General features: G+C 68.0%; 19 protein-coding genes. 9 read left to right on the forward strand and 10 right to left on the reverse strand.

Annotation, left to right across the window (positions count from 1 at the left end):
* Positions 1-41 precede the first annotated feature (41 nt).
* A complete protein-coding gene (locus AC069I_RS38750; protein WP_478267575.1) occupies positions 42-641 on the forward strand; it encodes a TetR/AcrR family transcriptional regulator in 600 nt (199 codons plus the stop codon).
* A gap of 13 nt (positions 642-654) precedes the next feature.
* A complete protein-coding gene (gene rraA / locus AC069I_RS38755; RefSeq protein WP_478267576.1) occupies positions 655-1,140 on the forward strand; it encodes a ribonuclease E activity regulator RraA in 486 nt (161 codons plus the stop codon).
* Positions 1,141-1,146: 6 nt separating this feature from the next.
* Here the strand turns inward: rraA and AC069I_RS38760 are convergent, their stop codons facing one another.
* Positions 1,147-2,040, reverse strand: coding sequence for an NADP-dependent oxidoreductase (locus AC069I_RS38760; protein WP_478267577.1), 894 nt, complete (start codon positions 2,038-2,040; stop codon positions 1,147-1,149).
* 70 nt (positions 2,041-2,110) lie between these two features.
* Between AC069I_RS38760 and AC069I_RS38765 the strand changes: the two genes are divergently transcribed.
* Both AC069I_RS38765 and AC069I_RS38770 read left to right on the forward strand, forming a co-directional pair.
* Positions 2,111-2,716 (forward strand): TetR/AcrR family transcriptional regulator, encoded by a 606-nt coding sequence (locus AC069I_RS38765; protein WP_478267578.1) that lies wholly within the window; start codon positions 2,111-2,113, stop codon positions 2,714-2,716.
* Positions 2,710-3,522, forward strand: coding sequence for an MBL fold metallo-hydrolase (locus tag AC069I_RS38770; RefSeq protein WP_478267579.1), 813 nt, complete (start codon positions 2,710-2,712; stop codon positions 3,520-3,522). Before AC069I_RS38765 ends, AC069I_RS38770 begins: the two co-directional genes overlap by 7 nt.
* A 4-nt stretch (positions 3,523-3,526) precedes the next feature.
* Here AC069I_RS38770 and AC069I_RS38775 read toward each other — a convergent pair whose 3' ends face one another.
* Genes AC069I_RS38775 through cmtR form a run of 4 tightly spaced genes read right to left on the reverse strand, consistent with a single transcriptional unit; the run spans position 3,527 to position 5,618 of the window.
* A complete protein-coding gene (locus AC069I_RS38775; RefSeq protein ID WP_478267580.1) occupies positions 3,527-3,976 on the reverse strand; it encodes an LppU/SCO3897 family protein in 450 nt (149 codons plus the stop codon).
* Positions 3,977-4,019: 43 nt separating this feature from the next.
* Positions 4,020-4,631, reverse strand: coding sequence for a class I SAM-dependent methyltransferase (locus tag AC069I_RS38780; RefSeq protein ID WP_478228137.1), 612 nt, complete (start codon positions 4,629-4,631; stop codon positions 4,020-4,022).
* A 10-nt stretch (positions 4,632-4,641) separates the two neighbouring features.
* Positions 4,642-5,295 carry a cation efflux transmembrane domain-containing protein gene (locus tag AC069I_RS38785; RefSeq protein WP_478267581.1) on the reverse strand — a complete coding sequence of 218 codons (654 nt, stop codon included), beginning with the start codon at positions 5,293-5,295 and terminating at the stop codon, positions 4,642-4,644.
* The gene (cmtR, locus tag AC069I_RS38790; RefSeq protein ID WP_478228139.1) at positions 5,292-5,618 is read right to left on the reverse strand and encodes a Cd(II)/Pb(II)-sensing metalloregulatory transcriptional regulator CmtR; all 327 of its coding nucleotides are present in this window, start codon (positions 5,616-5,618) and stop codon (positions 5,292-5,294) included. The genes AC069I_RS38785 and cmtR overlap by 4 nt, the downstream gene beginning before the upstream one ends.
* A gap of 453 nt (positions 5,619-6,071) precedes the next feature.
* Between cmtR and AC069I_RS38795 the strand changes: the two genes are divergently transcribed.
* Genes AC069I_RS38795 through AC069I_RS38810 form a run of 4 tightly spaced genes read left to right on the forward strand, consistent with a single transcriptional unit; the run spans position 6,072 to position 10,966 of the window.
* Positions 6,072-7,493 carry a family 2B encapsulin nanocompartment shell protein gene (locus AC069I_RS38795; RefSeq protein WP_478267582.1) on the forward strand — a complete coding sequence of 474 codons (1,422 nt, stop codon included), beginning with the start codon at positions 6,072-6,074 and terminating at the stop codon, positions 7,491-7,493.
* On the forward strand, positions 7,490-8,878 hold the full coding sequence (locus AC069I_RS38800; RefSeq protein ID WP_478267583.1) for a family 2B encapsulin nanocompartment shell protein: 1,389 nt from the start codon (positions 7,490-7,492) through the stop codon (positions 8,876-8,878). Before AC069I_RS38795 ends, AC069I_RS38800 begins: the two co-directional genes overlap by 4 nt.
* A 53-nt stretch (positions 8,879-8,931) precedes the next feature.
* A complete protein-coding gene (locus AC069I_RS38805) occupies positions 8,932-9,795 on the forward strand; it encodes a geranyl diphosphate 2-C-methyltransferase (RefSeq protein ID WP_478232834.1) in 864 nt (287 codons plus the stop codon).
* Between the two features lie 25 nt (positions 9,796-9,820).
* Entirely contained in the window at positions 9,821-10,966 is a 1,146-nt protein-coding gene (locus AC069I_RS38810) for a family 2 encapsulin nanocompartment cargo protein terpene cyclase (protein ID WP_478267584.1), read from the forward strand.
* 172 nt (positions 10,967-11,138) lie between these two features.
* Here AC069I_RS38810 and ligA read toward each other — a convergent pair whose 3' ends face one another.
* The 3 genes from ligA to AC069I_RS38825 all read right to left on the reverse strand — a co-directional run bounded on the left by ligA (position 11,139) and on the right by AC069I_RS38825 (position 14,657).
* Positions 11,139-13,130 (reverse strand): NAD-dependent DNA ligase LigA, encoded by a 1,992-nt coding sequence (gene ligA / locus AC069I_RS38815; protein WP_478267585.1) that lies wholly within the window; start codon positions 13,128-13,130, stop codon positions 11,139-11,141.
* A gap of 54 nt (positions 13,131-13,184) precedes the next feature.
* The gene (locus tag AC069I_RS38820; RefSeq protein WP_478228145.1) at positions 13,185-14,282 is read right to left on the reverse strand and encodes a calcium:cation antiporter; all 1,098 of its coding nucleotides are present in this window, start codon (positions 14,280-14,282) and stop codon (positions 13,185-13,187) included.
* Positions 14,283-14,405: 123 nt separating this feature from the next.
* Positions 14,406-14,657: a hypothetical protein gene (locus tag AC069I_RS38825; protein ID WP_478228146.1), complete on the reverse strand. Its 252-nt coding sequence runs from the start codon at positions 14,655-14,657 to the stop codon at positions 14,406-14,408.
* 277 nt (positions 14,658-14,934) lie between these two features.
* Here AC069I_RS38825 and AC069I_RS38830 point away from each other — a divergent pair, with 277 nt between their 5' ends.
* On the forward strand, positions 14,935-15,423 hold the full coding sequence (locus AC069I_RS38830; RefSeq protein WP_478267586.1) for a hypothetical protein: 489 nt from the start codon (positions 14,935-14,937) through the stop codon (positions 15,421-15,423).
* A 55-nt stretch (positions 15,424-15,478) separates the two neighbouring features.
* Here the strand turns inward: AC069I_RS38830 and AC069I_RS38835 are convergent, their stop codons facing one another.
* Together AC069I_RS38835 and AC069I_RS38840 are read right to left on the reverse strand one after the other, a co-directional pair.
* A complete protein-coding gene (locus AC069I_RS38835; RefSeq protein ID WP_478267587.1) occupies positions 15,479-16,942 on the reverse strand; it encodes a trypsin-like serine protease in 1,464 nt (487 codons plus the stop codon).
* Between the two features lie 125 nt (positions 16,943-17,067).
* Positions 17,068-17,469, reverse strand: coding sequence for a hypothetical protein (locus tag AC069I_RS38840; RefSeq protein WP_478267588.1), 402 nt, complete (start codon positions 17,467-17,469; stop codon positions 17,068-17,070).
* Between the last annotated feature and the right edge of the window lie 101 nt (positions 17,470-17,570).

The raw sequence follows: 17,570 nt of genomic DNA on the forward strand, positions 1-17,570 counted from the left end.
TCGTGTATCCAGAAACGTTCTGTTACTGAATAGGGCGGGCGATGACCAGGCTGACACGGGCCGAGCAGCAGCAGCGCACCCACGAACACCTGCTGGAGGCCGGACGCCAGGTCTTCTTGCGGCGCGGCTTCCTGGCGGCGACGGTCGAGGAGATCGCGGCCGACGCCGGGTACACCCGCGGCGCCGTCTACAAGCACTTCGGCGGCAAGGAAGGGCTGTGGCTGGCGATCATCGAAGCCACCGCGGAAGGACACCTCTCGGAGCTGAAGAAATCTCTCGCCGTGGCCACCGACAGGGACGACGTCATCGCGGCCTTGGCCCCCGACGACGTGGTGGACAAGGATGCCGCCCGCTGGAGCGCGGCGGCCGCCGAAGTGCTCGCCGCGACGGCACAACAGCCCGAAACCGCCGCTCTCGTCGCCGCCGTCCAGCGGCGTCACGACGACGACGTCGTCTCCCTGCTCGTCGAGCATGCGCGGCGGCTCCGCCTCGAACCTGCCATGCCGCTCCACGAGGCCGTGGTGATGCTGGGAGCTCTGGGTATCGGGCTCGCCCTGCGGCAGGCGGTCGCACCGGCCGCCGACTCCGCCGCCATCCTCACTCACGTGCTGGACTCGGTGTTCCCGCCCGAGGCGACATGAGAAGCTCGTGCGCGTGATCGATTCCTTCACCACCGCCGACCTCGTGGACGAACACGGCGACCGGCTGCGCGTCTGCGACACCCAGTTCCGCCAGTTCGGCGGGCACCGGAAGTTCTCGGGCCCGATCCGCACCATCTCCTGTCACGAAGACAACGGCCTGGTCAAGAAGGCCCTCGCCACCCCCGGTGACGGCGCCGTCCTGGTGGTCGACGGTGGTGGCTCGCTGCACAGCGCGCTCACCGGCGACATGATCGCGAAGTCCGCCGTCGACAACGGCTGGGCGGGCATCGTCGTCAACGGCGCGGTACGTGACAGCGCCGAGCTCGCCGGGCTCCCACTCGGGGTGAAGGCGCTCGGCACCAACCCGCGCAAGAGTTCCAAGGCAGGCGCCGGCGCTGTCGACGTCCCAGTCGGTTTCGGGGGAGTGACGTTCACCCCCGGAGACACGCTCTACGCCGATGACGACGGCGTCGTGATCCTTCCCGCGGCCGGATCCTGAACCGGCTCAGACGACGATGACCCGGCGGCCGCGGGCGTGCCCGGCGTGGCTGTCGGCATGCGCCGCCGCGGCGTCGGCGAGCGAATAGGCCTTCTCGACCGGTATGTGCAGCTTCCCTCGTGAGATGAGATCGACGGCCTCGGCCAGTGCGTCCGGCACGCTCCCGGCCACGCCGGAGAAACGGACACCGAACTCGGGCGCGCCGAGGTCGGCGATGGAGATGACCTTCCCCGGATCCCCGGTGAGCTCGACCAGGTCCGGGATCACGCCGGATCCGGCCAGGTCGAGAGCGGCGTCGACGAGGCCGAGCCGCCGCACCCGCTCCACCCAGCCCTCACCGTAGGTCGTGGCGAGCGCGCCCAGGGCGCGCAGGTAGTCCTGGTTCGCGGCGCCCGCCGTGCCGATCACCGCGATGCCGCGTTCCCGCGCGATCTGCAGCACCGCCGACCCGACCCCGCCGGACGCGCCGCTGACCAGCAGTATCTCGCCAGGCCGCACTCCGGCTTCGCGGATCAGCCGTATCGCCGTCTCGACCACGGAGGGGTATCCGGCCGCCTCCTCGAACGTCAGACCTTCGGGCATCACAGCCCACGCCGTCAGCACGGCGAACTCGGCATAGGTACTCGCACCCTCGCCGAACACGAAATCGCCGACGTCGACTCCGGTGACGGCTTCGCCGATCTCGTCCACGACCCCGGCGGCGTCCAGGCCCACGCCGGACGGCAACACCGTCGGATGCGCGCCCAGGACCTGGCCTTCACGGATTCTCCAGTCGACGGGGTTCACCCCCGCAGCTCGCACAGCGATGCGTACCTGGCCTGGGCCGGCGTGCGGATCCGCGGCGTCGACGAGCTGCAGGACTTCCGGACCACCGAACTCGGTGAAGATCACTTTCTTCATGCGATCGACCGTAGCACTAACGGTTAGTATTTTGAAACCGTTGTTGTTTCGGATCTGATAGCGTCCCCGCATGACCGTGCCGACTGGACGGCGTGAGCGGAAGAAGGCCGCCACCCGTCAGAAGATCGCCGACACCGCACTGCGGCTTTTCCTGGAACGTGGGTATGACGCGGTGGGCATCCGCGAGGTGGCGGCGGAGGCCGACGTGGCCGTCACGACGCTCTTCTCCCACTTCGCCTCGAAAGAGGCCTTGGTGTTCGGGCAGGACGCGGAGTTCGAGCAGGGCCTCGCGCGGGCGGTCACCGAAAGGGCGCCGCACGAGCCGCTCATTCCCGCGCTGCGCCGGGAGGTCCACGCGATGGTGCGCCATTGCACGGCGGACGGCGCCGCACCGATCTGGCGCATGATCGACGAGTCGCCCGCGTTGCGGGAGTACGAGGACTCGATGCGGCTGCGCCACGCGGAGTCCCTGGCGGCGGCCATCGCGGCGGATGTGGAGTCGTCGCGGTCCGCGATCGCCTGCCGGACGATCGCGAGGTTCGTGATCAACGCCTACTCGCTCGGCCGGGAGGCGGCCGATCCGGCGGCCGCGGTGGACGAAATCTTCCGGATGATCGAAGCGGCCTGGGAAGCCAGCCGTAACGGGACATCACAAGCGGAGGGATCGCCGTGCTGACACAGGTCGCGGAGGGTGTACTGGTCCACCAGAGCGCGCTGCTCGAGAACAACACGGTCGTCGTGGAGGGCAGGGACGGCGTGCTGCTCGTCGACCCCGGGATCACGGGCGACGAAATGGCCTGCCTCGCGCACGATCTCTCCGATTCGGGCCGCCCGGTCGTGGCGGGTTTCGCGACCCATCCCGATTGGGATCACGTGCTCTGGCACGCCGAGCTGGGTGACGCGCCCCGCTACGGCACCGCCCGTTGCGCGGAGTACCTGCGAGATCTGCGGTCGAACGCGGACTGGAAGACCGGCGTCGCCGAGGGGCTACCGCCGGAAATCGACGGACAGGTGCCGCTCGACCTGTTCGGCCTCATCACCGGCCTGCCCGCCGGAACCACCCGGATTCCTTGGGACGGCCCGCGAATCCGGATCGTCGAGCATCCGGCCCACGCTCCCGGTCATGCGGCGCTGCTGATCGAGGACCGCGAGGTGCTCATCGCCGGCGACATGCTTTCCGACGTCCTGGTCCCGATGTTCGACGACGACGGGGATCCGATCGAGGACTACCTGGCCGGGCTCCGGGTGATCGAAGACGCGGCGGGCGACGTCGACGTCGTCGTACCCGGCCACGGAGCCTTCGGCGGAGCCGGTGAAGTGCGGGCACGGATCGACCTGGATCGCGCGTACGTGCACGCCTTGCGCGACGGCCGGACTCCGGACGACCCGCGAATCGGCCCGTCGGCGAAACCCGGCTGGGAATGGGTGAGCGATCTGCACGCCGGGCAAGCCCGAAGCCTCGCCCGGCGACAACCGTCCTGAGCCGTCATCCCCTCGGCATGACGCAGAGTTCCCTGGACCGCCCCGACTTGAAGTCGTAGACGACGGGGTTGCCGTACTCGTAGCCGGGCACGGAGTTGCAGTCCGAGCCGGACCCGGACGCGAGCTGGGCGATCACCGAATAGTTGGCGGAGCTGTCCGAGCAGTGGACCCGGACGGCGCCGGCGCTGAACGCGCCGTTGCTGCCGGCGTCTTCGTCGGCCGAGATGCAATCCCCGGCCTGCGCCGAGAACGGGTCGGGGTCGACCTCGGGAACGCCGGCACCGGAAGCGCCGCCGCCCGTGGTGATGGCCACGGTCACCGCGATCGCCCCGCCGGTGACGACGACCGCCGCGGCGGCGATCCCCACGATCAGCCCCGTCTTCGGGGTCTTCTTCGGCGTCGCGACGGGGTACTGCTGCCAGATGGGCGGCTGCTGCTGCTGAGGGTAGGTCACGCCATCAGGATCGGCCACGTCGATGAAATTCCGATGACACGGTTCACTTGCGGGCGACGAGCCGTTCCACCAGCCCGAGTTTGAACCGCTCCCGGTGCTCCACGGCCAAGCCGAGACCGTCGACCTTGTCGAGCGGGCGACGGAGGAAGTGCTCGCCCGCCATCGGCACGGTGATCTTTTCGGCGATCCATTGCAGACCGCGGACGGCGCGCGACGAACTCGCGATGTGGTCGAGCAGGATGAGCCTGCCCCCTGGCCGGAGAACCCTGGCCATTTCCCGCAACGCCTTGCCGTCGTCGGGGATGGCGCAGAGTCCGAGCGTGCAGACCACGGTGTCGAACGAATCGGCGTCGAAGGGGAGGTCATGGGCATCGGCCCGCCGCAGCGTCACCGGATGGCCGAGGCGTTCGGCGCGGCCGCGGGCGATGGTGAGCATTCCGTCGCTGAGATCGATGCCGGTGAGCGTGACGTCTTCGGGATAGAGCGGCAGGTTCAGGCCGGTCCCGACGGCGACTTCGAGAACTTCGCCGGTGGCCTGGCCGCAGGCCCACGTACGGGAATCGCCGAAGAGCTTCCGGTCCAGGAACTGCATCTCCCGGTCGTAGTTCTGGGATTTGCCGTCCCAGTAACGGTTCCATCGGGCGGGCCGGGTCATGACGCTCCTTTCAGCAGCAGTGTTCCCCGCGCCAGGCCTCGCGGCCTTCCTTGATCGCGACGGCGGCTATGACGAGCGCGACCAGCGGGTCGGCCCAGTACCAGCCGAGGAGGCTGTTGAGCAACAGCCCGACGAGCAGCACACCGGAAAGATAGGTGCAGAGCAAGGTTTGCTTCGAGTCGGCGACGGCGCTGGCGGAGCCGAGTTCGCGCCCGGCGCGGCGCTGGGCGTAGGACAGGAACGGCATCACGAACAACGAGACCGCCGCCAGCACGATGCCGACAGGGGAGTGTTCGGCGGGGTCGGCGCCAAACAGGGCGCGTACCGATTCGACGGTGACGTACGCGGCCAGCGCGAAGAAGGACACCGCGATGACCTTGAGCGCCGCGCGTTCGCGGGCTTCGGGGTCCTTTCCGGAGAACTGCCAGGCGACCGCCGCGGCCGAGGCGACCTCGATGACCGAGTCCAGGCCGAAACCGATCAGGGCCGTCGACGAGGCGATGGTGCCCGCCGCGATGGCGACGACCGCCTCGACGACGTTGTACGTGATCGTCGCGGCGACCAAGAGCCGGACCCGCCGGGAAAGCACGGCACGGCGATCCGGGGCCACTGTGGACCTCGCGGCGCAGCAGCCATCCGCACAGGAACCGCTCTCCACACTCATCGGAGCGCCTCGTCCATGCAGGGCTCGGCGGTGTCGACGGCCAGCACGACCTGGACAAGTTCCCGCAGGGCGCGGGCGAGATGCTCGTCCGCCAACGAGTAGCGGACCTGCCTGCCCTCATAGGTGGCCACGACCAGCCCGCAACCACGCAGGCAGGCGAGATGGTTCGACACGTTCGAGCGGCTCAACCCGAGTTGCCCGGCCAGCAGCCCGGGATAGTTCACGCCATCGAGCAGGGCGACCAGGATCCGGCACCGGTTCGGGTCGGCGAGGGCACGACCGAGCCGGGCGAGGGCGGCCCCCTGGGTCTCACATGTCAGCACAGGCGAGACAGTACAGCCAACGCTGACGTATCAGCAAGGGCTGAACCATTGCCCCTACTGAGTGTCCGGACGCGACCCTCTGTTTCGTCGCGGTCTGTCAAGTCATCGCCGAACAGGGACGCCGGACCAACCCGAAAGAGCCCGGTGTGGCCACTCCAACGGCCGCATCGCGGGTACCCGGGGGAATCCCGGCGCGGCTTCGCGTGACACCTCAGCGCAATTGCTGGCCCGATTGCGTGGCCACCGTAAAACGTCGAGTGACTTTGTTAAAAAGCTTCGTGCGCAAGGGAAATTCGGCATTCGGGTGGCATTGTCGTATTACCTGAAAGTGCGCTTGTGTGGGAAAAACCCCTTGCTATGTTGATCCTGCGGACCGCACTTCGGGGCAGGACCGGCGCGCCGCGAATTGTGGATCTTGTTTGTTCACACGACTATCGAAGGGTGGACCTTGCTGTGACCGTGACCGAATCGGACACTTCCGCCGAAGGTGTCCAGGGGCCGGAAAATCCGCAGCTGAGTTTGGGCAGGGCCGCCGCGCGCAACCTGGCGACGACCACCAAATCCGTTCCGCAGATGCAGGGAATTTCGTCCCGCTGGCTGCTGAAGTCGCTCGAATGGGTTCAGGTGAACGGTGGTGCCTACCGGGTCAACCGGAGGCTCAATTACGCGGTCGGCGACGGGCGGGTGACCTTCTCGAAAGCGGGCGCCGAGGTGAGTGTGATCCCGGCGGAACTGGGAGAGCTGAAGCCGCTCAAGGGATATGACGACGAGGAAGTACTCGCCGAACTCGCCCGCCGATTCGAACAGCAGGAAGTGGCGGCCGGCGACGTGCTCGTCGAATTCGGCCACCGGGCCGACCGGGTCTACCTCATCGCACACGGCAAGATCACGAAGACCGGCCCTGGTCCTTACGGTGACGAGACCGCGCTGGGCGTGGTCAAGGACGGCGACTATTTCGGTGCGCAAGCCCTCGTGGACGGTGACGGCATCTGGGAGTTCACCGCCAAGGCGGCCACCGCCTGCACCGTGCTCACCCTGACCCGCCAGGACTTCGAGCGCATACTGGAACAGTCCGAATCGCTGCAGGCACAGATCGAGCAGGCGTCGCAGGACTCCGGGCGCGCCAACGACTTCGGCGAGGCCGAGATCGACATCTCCTCCGGGCACGACGGCGAGCCACTGCTGCCGGGTACGTTCGTCGACTACGAGACCTCGCCGCGCGAATACGAACTGAGCGTCGCCCAGACGGTGCTCCGGGTCCACAGCCGGGTGTCCGATCTCTACAACCAGCCGATGGACCAGACCGAGCAGCAGTTGCGCCTGACCATCGAGGCGCTGCGTGAGCGGCAAGAGCACGAAATGATCAACAACACGGACTTCGGCCTGCTCCACAACGCCGACTTCACCCAGCGCATCGCGACACGCACCGGCCCGCCCACTCCTGACGACTTCGACGACCTGCTCGCACTGGTGTGGAAGGAGCCCGGCTTCTTCCTCGCGCATCCGCGCACGATCGCCGCGTTCAGCCGTGAGTGCAGCAAACGTGGGATCTACCCGACCGGCACCGATCTCGGCGGGCACAAGGTGCCGTCCTGGCGCGGCGTGCCGATCCTGCCCTGCAACAAGATCCCGGTGAGCCAGACCAGCACCAGCTCCGTGCTGCTGATGCGCACCGGCGAGAAGAACCAGGGCGTCGTCGGACTGCGTCAGATCGGCCTGCCGGACGAATACGAGCCCGGCCTGAACGTCCGGTTCATGGGGATCTCGGAGCAGGCGATCATCTCATACCTCGTCAGCACGTACTACTCCGCCGCCGTGCTCGTACCGGACGCGCTGGCCGTCCTCGAAGCCGCCGAACTCGGCCGCGAAGGATGACCGCCACGACGCCGGAGGCCGACCGGCGGCTCAGTCTCGGCCCCGCCGCCGCGCGGAACCTGGCGACGACCACCAAGACGCGGCCGCAGATGCAGAGCATCACGCCGCGCTGGCTGCTGAAGATGCTGCCCTGGGTCGAGGCGTCCGGCGGTACCTTCCGGGTCAACCGGCGGCTGACCTACGCGATCGGCGACGGACGGGTGAGCTTCACCAACGTCGGCACCGAGGTCCGCGTCGTCCCACAGGAACTCGCGGAATTGGCCCTGCTGCGGGGTTTCGACGACGAGGACACGCTCAACGCGCTCGCCGACCGGTTCGTGCAGCACGAGTACCAGCCCGGCGAGACCATCGTCGGCCACGGGACTCCGCTCGACGAGGTCGTGCTGGTCGCGCACGGCAAGATCGCCAAGGTGGTGCCGGGCGAGTACGGCGCCGAGGCCTCTGTCGGCAGCATGGCCGACGGCGACCACTTCGGTGAAGAAATGCTCGCCGGCATCGACCGGAACTGGCCGTTCACCGCCAAGGCCGTCACCCCGGTCATCGTGCTGACCCTGCGCGCCGAAGACTTCGCCGACCTCAACGGCCGGTCGGAGGCGATGCGCCGCCACGTCCAGGACATGCTGGCGCATAAGGGAAAGCCGCAGAACGCCAAGGGCGAGGCCGAGATCGGGATGTCATCAGGGCACGACGGCGAGCCACTGCTTCCCGGCACGTTCGTCGACTACGAGATCTCGCCGCGCGAGTACGACCTTGCCGTCGCGCAGACTGCGCTGCGGGTGCACACCCGGGTCACCGATCTCTACAACGGGCCGATGGACCAGTTCGACGAGCAACTCCGGCTGACCGTGGCGGCACTGCGGGAGCGGCAGGAGTACGACCTGATCAACAACCGCGAGTTCGGGCTGCTGCACAACGCCGACCTCAAGTCGCGGTTCCAGACCCGGTCGGGTCCGCCGACACCCGACGACATGGACGAACTCGTCAGCCGTCGCCGCAAGACGAAGTTCTTCCTCGCCCATCCGAAGGCGATCGCCGCGTTCGGCAGGGAATGCACGCGCCGCGGCCTGTATCCGGAGGGCACCACGGTCGACGGCAAGGTGGTCGCCGCGTGGCGCGGCGTGCCGCTCCTGCCCTGCGACAAGATCCCGATCACCGACAGCGGCACGTCCTCGATCCTCGCCATGCGGACCGGTGTCGAGGACAACGGCGTGATCGGACTGCACCAGACCGGCCTGCCCGACGAGTACGAGCCGGGCCTGAACGTGCGCTTCGACGGCATCAACGAACAGGCGATCGCCAGCTATCTGGTCAGCACCTACTACTCGGCCGCCGTGCTCGTTCCTGACGCGCTCGGTGTCCTGGAGAACGTCGAGGTCGCGCGGTGACCCCTCGCCCCGCGACGACAACGGACAACAACGCTCCAGAAAGGACCACACACGTGACCATCGCCCGTACTCCCGCTCCTGCCAAGGTGTTGCGCACCGAGTACCAGAAGTCGGTGGCGTCGTACTGGAACAAGGAGAAGGATCCGGTCAACCTGCGTCTGGGCGATGTGGACGGGCTCTACCACCACCACTACGGGGTCGGCGAGGTCGACTGGTCGGTGCTGGAAGGCCCCGAGAACACCCGCGACGAGCGGATCATCGCCGAAATGCACCGACTGGAGACCGCTCAGGCGGACGTCCTGCTCGATCACCTCGGCGACGTCAAACCGGACGACCGGCTCCTCGACGCCGGCTGCGGACGCGGCGGGACCAGCATCATGGCCAACGCGCGCTTCGGCTGCCACGTCGACGGCATCTCGATCTCGGAGAAGCAGGTCGAGTTCGCCAATCACCAGGCGGATATCCGAGGTGTCGCCGATCGGGTGCGCTACCACTTCCGGAACATGCTCGACACCGGCTTCGAAACCGGCTCGCGCAAGGCGATCTGGAACAACGAGAGCACGATGTACGTCGACCTCCACGAACTCTTCGCCGAGCACGCGCGGCAGCTGGAGTTCGGCGGGCGGTACGTCACCATCACCGGGTGCTACAACGACGTGACCGGCGGCCGGTCCAAGGCCGTCGCGCAGATCGACCAGCACTACACGTGCAACATCCACCCACGCAGTGAGTACTTCAAGGCCATGACGGCGAACGACCTGGTGCCGATCTCGGTGGTGGACCTGACGCCGGACACGATCCCGTACTGGGAGCTGCGGGCGAAGTCTTCGGTGGCGACCGGGATCGAAGGACCGTTCCTCGACGCCTATCGCGAAGGCAGCTTCCACTACCTGCTGATCGCCGCGGACCGCGTCTGATCCCGCGAGACCATCGGAGCAAGCGATGACCGAACAGGGTGCGCTCGCCACACTGCTGGCCGGTCCGAGCGGGCTGGGCACGTCCGCCGCCCGGCTGGCGGCCCGGCTGACCGCTGTTCCCGCGGCGGTGGAGGACGGTCCACCGCCGCAGGAGCCCGCTCTCGACCCGGCGTACGCCTACCGGCCGTGGGGCGACGGGTCGGCGCCGCCGCTGTACTGCCCCGTCACCGAACGGATCAACGATCCGCTCGCCCTGGAGGTCGACCGGCGGCTCGTCCTGTGGGCGGGGGAGTGCGGGTTCGACGAGGAGGAGTGCGAGCAGATCGGGAAGGCGGGATTCGGCAGGCTCGTCATGCTCGCCCACCCGGACTGTGAGGATCCGGACCGGCTGTTGATCTCGGCGAAGCTCAACGCCGCATGGTGGGCGGCCGACGACCTCTACGCCGACGACACCTCCCTCGGCGCCGTGCCCGCCGAGCTGCCGCCTAAGCTCGCGCTGGCGATGGCCGCGATGGACCCGGTGCCGTCGTTGGGCGAATTCAGCCGCGACCTCGACGAAACACTGCGGAACGACCGGGTTCTGGTAGCCCTGGGCTCGGCGACGGACTTCCTGCGGCGATCCGGGACCGCGGCGCAGGTCCAGCGAGTCTGCTACTCGACCTTCGCGATGTTCGTGAGCTGGACCGCCTACGCCGCGTGGCGCCACAGCGGGAAATACCCGCCGGCGTGGGAATACCTAGCGGCACGGCAGCACGACAGCTTCTACACCTCGATGACGTTGATCGACGTCCTCGGTGGCTACGAACTGAACTCGAACCTGTACTACGACCCCCGGGTTCGCGAGGCGGCGATCCAGGCGGGGACGGCGGCCGTGCTCGTCAACGACGTGCACTCGGTCGCCAAGGACCTGGAGGACGAGTCGCCGCCCTGCAACGCGGTCCTGCTGATCGCCGGCGACCGGAAATGCTCGATCGAAGAGGCCACGGCGATCACCGTCGAACTGCACAACGACGTCGTACGGGACTTCCAGGCGGCGCACGAAAAGCTGAGCGCCGTTCCGTCCCTCGAGCTGCAACGGTTCTTACGCGGGTTGCGAGGGTGGATGGGCGGCGGTTTCGAATGGCACTCGACGAGTCCGCGGTACAAGCTCGTGAGTGGTAAGGACGGTTAGCACCAAGGGTGTCTTCGGTACCTACGTGGTTCCCGGATGCGGTTGAACGTGGGGTGAGCCGTGAAGGCCTCCTTGCCTACCCTGAGGGTTGGTAAGGAGGCCTTCACTACCTAGGTGACCGCGACGTTCGCCCCACAGGAGCCAGCAGCCACGCCACTCACGAGACCCATCGCTAAACGACACCGGCCTCGATCAACTGCTGCCAGATCACGCCTTGGTCCACGACCTCGACTTCGAGTTTCTCGGCCTTGGTGAGCTTGCTCGCCCCGACGTCGGCGCCGGTGATCAGCATGTCCGTGTTCGCCGAGACCGAAGACGCGATGGTCGCGCCCGCCCTTTCGCACAGCCGCTGGAAGGTCGGGCGCGGCACCTTCTCGCCGGAGCGGGGGTCGCTGATCGAGCCGGTGACCACGACCGTCTTGCCTTCCAGCGGCGCGCCGGCCGCGACGACCGGCGGGAGGTCTTCTTCGCGTACGTCCAGCGAGACTCCGGCTTCCCGCAGCCGCTCGAGCTCGGGACGAAGCCGAGTGAGGTGTTCGATGAGGGACGCGGCGACCTTCGGGCCGATGTCCTCCACGGCGACGAGGCCTTCCTCGCCGGCGTCGGCGACGGCTTCCAGCGAACCGAACCCTGCCCGGCACAGTCGCGCGGCGGTGCCCTCGGACGCCATCGGGATCGCGAGCCCGATCAGCGCCCGGCGCAGGCCGACGGTCCGGCTCGCGTCGATCGACTCGATCATGCGGGTGGCGGAGATTTCGCCGATCCGGTCGAACTCCAGCAGCTTCTCCTTGGTGAGCCGGTAGAAGTCCGACGGGTGCTCGAGAATCCCGGCCTCGGCGAGCCGCTCGATCCAGACGCCGCCGATCGCGTCGATGTCCGCGGCCGCGCGAGACGCCCAGTGGATCAGCCGCCGGACGGTCTGCGCGGGGCAGGCGACGTTGGTGCAGAACAGTTCCCGGCTGTTGCCCTGTTCGGTCAATGGTTCTTCGCACGACGGGCACACCGAGGGCGGCACGATCTCCCGCTCCTCGCCGGTGCGTTTGGCGGCGTCGAGAACGCCAGCCACGAACGGGATCACGTCGCCCGCGCGGCGCACCAGTACGGTGTCGCCGATCTTGATGCCGCGGGCCTTGATGACCTCTTGGTTGGCCAGCGTCGCCCGGGTGACGGTGGTCCCGCCGACGAACACCGGCTCCAGCCACGCGACGGGTGCGATCTTGCCGGTCTTGCCGACGTCCCATACGACATCGGCGAGCACGGTTGTCTTCTCCTCGGCGGCGAACTTGAACGCCAGCGCGCCACGCGGTGAGCTGGACCTGGTGCCGGCGGCGGCATAGGCGTCGCGATCCGCCAGGCGCAGCACGGCACCGTCGAGGTCGTAGTCGAGTTCGTTGCGCTGCTGCTCGATGGTCGTGATGACCGCCTGTGCCGCCTCGGCGTCCTCGCAGTGGCGCATGTCCGCGGCGGCGAACCCGAGCGTCCGGAGAGCGCCGTCGAGATCGGTCTCCGCACTTTCGGGCTCGGTGGAGAGGTCGAAAGCGAAGAACTGGAGACGCCGCTCGGCGACGGTGGCCGGATCCTTGGCGCGCAGGGTGCCGGCGGCGGCGTTGCGCGGGTTGATCAGCGGTTTGTCCGGGTGGACCTTGTTGTAGGCGGCGAAGGTGGAACGCAGCATGACCGCCTCACCGCGGACCTCGACCCGGCCGGGGGCGTCGACGGTGTCCGGGACGCCGTCGGTCAGCGCCCGGACCAGCATGGTCACGTCGTCGCCCGTGGTCCCGTCGCCGCGGGTGACCGCCCTGGCGAGCCGTCCGTTCTCGTAGACCAGCGCCAGCGACAGGCCGTCGAGCTTCGGCATGACGACCACCGGCTGGCCCGGGAACCGGGTGAAGAACGCCGCGACCTGCTCGGGCTTGGTCGCCTTCTCCAGTGACAACATCGGGCGCGAGTGCCGGATGGGCGCGTGCAGGATGGCGGGCGCGCCGACCTGGTCGAGCGGGTTCGGATCCGGGGTGAGCTCGGGGTTCGCCTCGATGAGCCCGCGCAATTCGTCTTCGATCGCGTCGTAGTCGGCGTCGGCGACCTTCGGCGAGCCACGGTAGTAGGCGTCGCGAAGGACGACGATCTGATCGGCGAGTTCTTGGATGTGGTTCCGAGCGTTCACGGGGCAGAGATTACCCGGGACCACCGACAGAACACCGTCCGAAGAGGACTCGTGTCACGGGTTGATGGCCAGCACCAGGAACGCGGCCAGCAGGACCAGGTGCACCCCGCCCTGCAACCGCGTCGCGCGACCGGGGACGACGGTGAGCACGCTGACCGCGATCGTCAGCGCCAGCAGCACGATGTGCGTGGCGCCGAGGCCCAGCAGCAACGGCCCGTCCAGCCAGATCGACGCCAGTGCGATGGTCGGGATGGTGAGCCCGATGCTCGCGATCGCCGAACCGTAGGCGAGGTTCAGGCTGGTCTGCATCCGGTCGCGCCGCGCGGCCCGGGTCGCGGCCAGGGTCTCCGGCAGCAGCACCAGCATGGCGATCACGACGCCGACGAACGACTGCGGGAACCCCGCGGCGCGGACTCCCGCTTCGATCGCGGGCGATTCGACCTTCGCCAGGCCGACTACGGCGACCAGCGCGACCAGCAGCAGCCCCAGACTGGTCAGGGCGGCCTTGTTGGTCGGCGGTTCGGCGTGTTCTTCCTCCTTGACGGAGCCCTCACTGTCGACCGGCAGGAAGAAGTCGCGGTGGCGCACGGTCTGCGTGAGCACGAAAAGTCCGTAGAGCAGCAGTGAGGCGACGGCGGCGAAGGTGAGCTGTGTGCCGTTGAAGGCCGGGCCGGGGGTGCTCGTGGTGAACGTCGGCAGCACGAGGCTGACCGAAGCGAGTGTCGCCACGGTGGCGAGCGCGCCGCCGCTGCCTTCGGGGTTGAAGTGTGTCTCGCCGTAGCGGCGGGCGCCGACCATGAGCGAGATGCCCGCGATGCCGTTCATCGTGATCATCACCGCGGCGAACACGGTGTCGCGGGCGAGTGTCCCGGCCTCGGGGCCGCCGGAGGACATCATCGTCACGATCAGCGCGACCTCGATGACCGTGACCGCGATCGCCAGCACCAGCGAGCCGAAGGGTTCCCCGACGCGATGCGCGACCACCTCGGCGTGGTGCACCGCGGCCAGCACGGTACCGCCGAGCGCGAGCGCGACGATGGCCACGGGCACCGGGCCCAGGTCACGGCCCCAGCTCAGCGCCAGCACGACTATGGCGAGGACCGGCATGACGGTGGTCCAGGACACGGGAAATCGTCTGCGCGAAGCGGCCATGCCGTCACCTTCGCACACTCTGCGTGACGTCGCCCCTCCATGGGGGTCGCGAGGTGAATGCCAGGCGAGTGTGGCTTGGTCTTACTTCCCTGGCCGCAACTCCCTCTCGAAGGGGCAAGACCATCACGAAGGGCGACCGTCGGGAATCGTGACCGTGATCCGCTCGTCCGCGGCGACGATCCGCTGAAGGCGGAACCGGCAGAGGGCGTAGAACATCTCGCCCAGCGCTTCGGGGTCGATGCGGCCTTCGAGGTCGCGCTTGCTCGCGTTGAGCACCCGGCTGATCACGGCCGCGGGTACACGGCCACCGAACTCGCCCATCAGCCAGACACCGATTTCGCCGATCTCTTCCGTGATCGTGCGTTGCGCGGTCATCAGCCGTACCTCTCTGCGTCGGAGTGTCACGACACTCCGACGGGTGACGGAAACACCCATGACGGGATACCCGCGAGATTGCTCTGCTCGGCCTAACCGCCCGGCGTCGGTTGCACCGAACCGTGCAGCGGGCCGGGGCGATCTCCGGGAGAACCCCGATGTGATCGACATCCGGGTGTGCCAGCCTCGTTGATGACCATTGTGGACAGTCAGGGAGGAGGGCACACGCGTAGTGGCCCCAGCAAGTGATGAAGAGACCGCGCGATGGATAGCGGAGTTGACGGACCTCTGTGAGCTTTACCGGTCCGCGGAGATCGCGGGATCGGCGGAGGCGGTGTCACACGCGGGGTGGCACACCGGGGCCCGGATCGGGACGAGCACCGCGGACGGGCGGATGCTGGCCTACCACGATTCGGGTGTCGAGGCGGAGTGCGTCTTCCGGGAGGGAGAGCGCACGCTGTTCAACATCATGAGCACCGGATACGGGCGCGACACCGGCGAGCGCGGGTTCGCGGTGTGGAGCAGGCGACCGGGCGTGCTCGGCGCGATCGACACCGGGGTCACCCGGCTGGAGGTGGCCGACGCGGACGGCGACATCGTCCAGGCGGCGATCGTGGCGCACACCTTCGCCGTGGACGTGGACCTGGGTCCGGTGCCCCGGACGATCGACGAAGTGTTCGCCCCGTGGGAGCCGCCGGAGCTGACGGTCCGGGTGTACGGCGCGGGTGACGCACTGCGGTACGAAGGTCCTCTGCTGACCACGTGAAAGTCGGTGAAGGCCCCCTTCACGCGATGAAGGGGGCCTTCACGTACTTGTGAGGTCAGCCGTTCGGAGTCGTGATCACCGCGAACGTGGATCCCTGACTGGCGATCCGCTCGCTGAGATCGGTGGTGATCGTCTCGATCGGCGCGTAGTTGTTCAGCTCACCGGCCTGGCAGGGGCCCGACCGGGACTGCTGGTTGCCGACCAGGATGCCGAGTGCCGCGTGGTCGGCCTGGCTGAACAGCGGTCCGCCGCTGTCGCCCGGACGCGCGCAGAGGTCGGTGTTGATGCCGACGTCCGTGGAGAGGACGCGACCGCACCGGGTCCCGACGAGGTAGCCGGCGCCCGCGCCGCTGTCGACGGAATCGGGGTAGTTCACCGCGCTCGACGCCGTTCCGGAGGCGCAGACGACATACCCGGCCTTGATGTCGGCGAGCTTGCGGGCACTGGTGATGTACTCGTCGACCGAGGTGGCCTGAGCGCCGCACGGGGTGTCACCGTTGCTGTCCATACCGCCGTTGCGGCAATACTTCAGTACGCGGTTGCGGCCGGTCTGGCCTTCGAGCCACTGCGTCGACGCCGCGTCGTTGACGTACGGCAGGGCCGCGTAGTCGTACGGGTACGAGCTCTTCTCGATGCCGTGCTGCTGCAGCACGTCGTTGCCGTTGTGCTGCGTCGGCGTGTTGTTGGTCTTGGTCCGCATGCAGTGGCCCGCGGTGAGCACCCAACCCTTACCGGGGAACCCGCCACCGGTGGACCGCAGGTTGAAGCCGCTGGTGCAACCGCCCCAGGTACCGTTGTCCCGCTTCATGTCCAGCCGGAGGCCGCCGCGCATCGGGCCGTAGTTCGTGCAGTAGAGCGGGTGACAGAAACCCAGATCCACGTTCGCCGTGGACAGCGCGTTCGGGTTCTTCAGCACGCGGGAGACGACCATGCCGGATTCCGCCGCCGCGGCCTGGTGCGCGGCGTTCGTCTCGGCGGCCGCGGCGCGCACGGCCGCCTTCTCCTGCGCCACCCAACCGCGTTCCCAAAGCACGACACGGTTTTCGGACTCGCTCACCGAAGGCAGGTAGACCGCTTCCGGACCGGCGCCGACCTTGGCAGCGACGCGATACTTCGCCGCCGTGAGCTGCTGCAACGAGTGCTGGACCTGTTGCGTGCGAACAGCGGAGCGTGCGGGCATCGCCTTCAGATACGGCTCGGCCGCCGAGGGCTTGGTCATCGCCACGACCAGCTGCCCCTTGTCCTGGTCGAGCCACATGCCGCCGTACTCGGCACCGCGGTCGCGGCGCAGCAGTTCGTCCAGTTTGAGGCTGTCGGTCTGCAGTTCCAGACGCCGCAACGCCTCCTGCTCGCTCACTCCGTAGTTCTCGACCAGATAGCGCATCGACTCCCGCACCGAAGCGGGGTCGAGCGAGGTGTGGAACGACTGCACGGTGTCGGCCGACGCCGGGCTGCCCAGTGCCGTGGCCGCCGCCAGCACCGAAACGGCCAGGGCCCCCAGTCTTCTAGCTCTCCGCACGAGATCTCCTCACATGTCGGGACTTCGCGATCATTCAACCGGAAGTCGCCGCACAGGCGGGGAGATTTTCCGACATTGCCGGGCGCCCCGCGCCCGCGAGGTGACGGGCACGGGGCGCGATGCGGTTACAGACTCGGCTCTCGCCGCTGTTTTCCTCGGCGGGACTTGACGATCCATACGCAGAAGAGGGTCAGGAGACCGACAGTGGTCCCTGCCGACAGCCCGATTTGCGGAGTGCTGATCCTGACGACGCCGACGACGATTCCGCCGCCGATCGTCAGCAGGAGGCACATCCGCAGCGTCGGGGCCCAGCCGGCGAGGACCGCCATCGCCAGGCAGAGCCAGCTGTCGCGCGTCTGCTCTTTGCGGTGGCGTCCCGGTGTCCTCAGGAGCGGCCGCGCCGTGCGGATCATCTCCGCGGACGTCGCGACACGCCGAGCCGGCTTTTCGGCGTTGTCGATGACGACTTTGACCCGTTGGGGCGGCTCATTGTCTGGTGTCTTCGTGTTGTCAGGCTGTAAGGTCACGACCGTCCTGTCCTTGTTCTAGCGAGCGGGTGAATGGACATCCGCGTGGCCTCCTGTGACAGCAGGGGGCCACGCGTGCGTTACCGGTTCTTGACCGGTGC

This window comes from Amycolatopsis sp. NPDC043885 (genome assembly GCF_056435685.1).